This is a genomic window from Desulfatiferula olefinivorans (assembly GCF_054657895.1).
Genome location: NZ_BAAHXV010000152.1, coordinates 1 through 248, shown reverse-complemented (window position 1 = coordinate 248; position 248 = coordinate 1). Strand labels below are relative to the sequence as shown.

Here is a 248-nt window from a genome sequence, read left to right as displayed (position 1 = left end):
CTGGACAAACAGATATCGGCCTATGAAGAAGAAAAACAACACTATGAACAGGAATTTAAACGGCTTGCCCGGACCTATCCTGAGATCAGAAACCAAAAGAGCCTACCCGGCATTGGGGATATTCATGCGGTGAAGATCGTAGCTCGTGTAGTGACACCCTTTCGTTTTGCTAACAAAGGGCATTATCTGAGTTATGCCGGGCTGATAAAACTGGAAAAGATCAGCGGCGGCAGGAGCTATGGTAAGAA

The 248-nt window shown here is 46.4% G+C and carries 1 protein-coding gene; it reads left to right on the top strand.

Features of this window, described 5'->3' with window-relative positions; translation table 11 throughout:
• On the top strand, window positions 1–248 hold a 248-nt coding region (locus tag ACYQ11_RS22245; RefSeq protein ID WP_459926030.1), incomplete at both ends, for a transposase.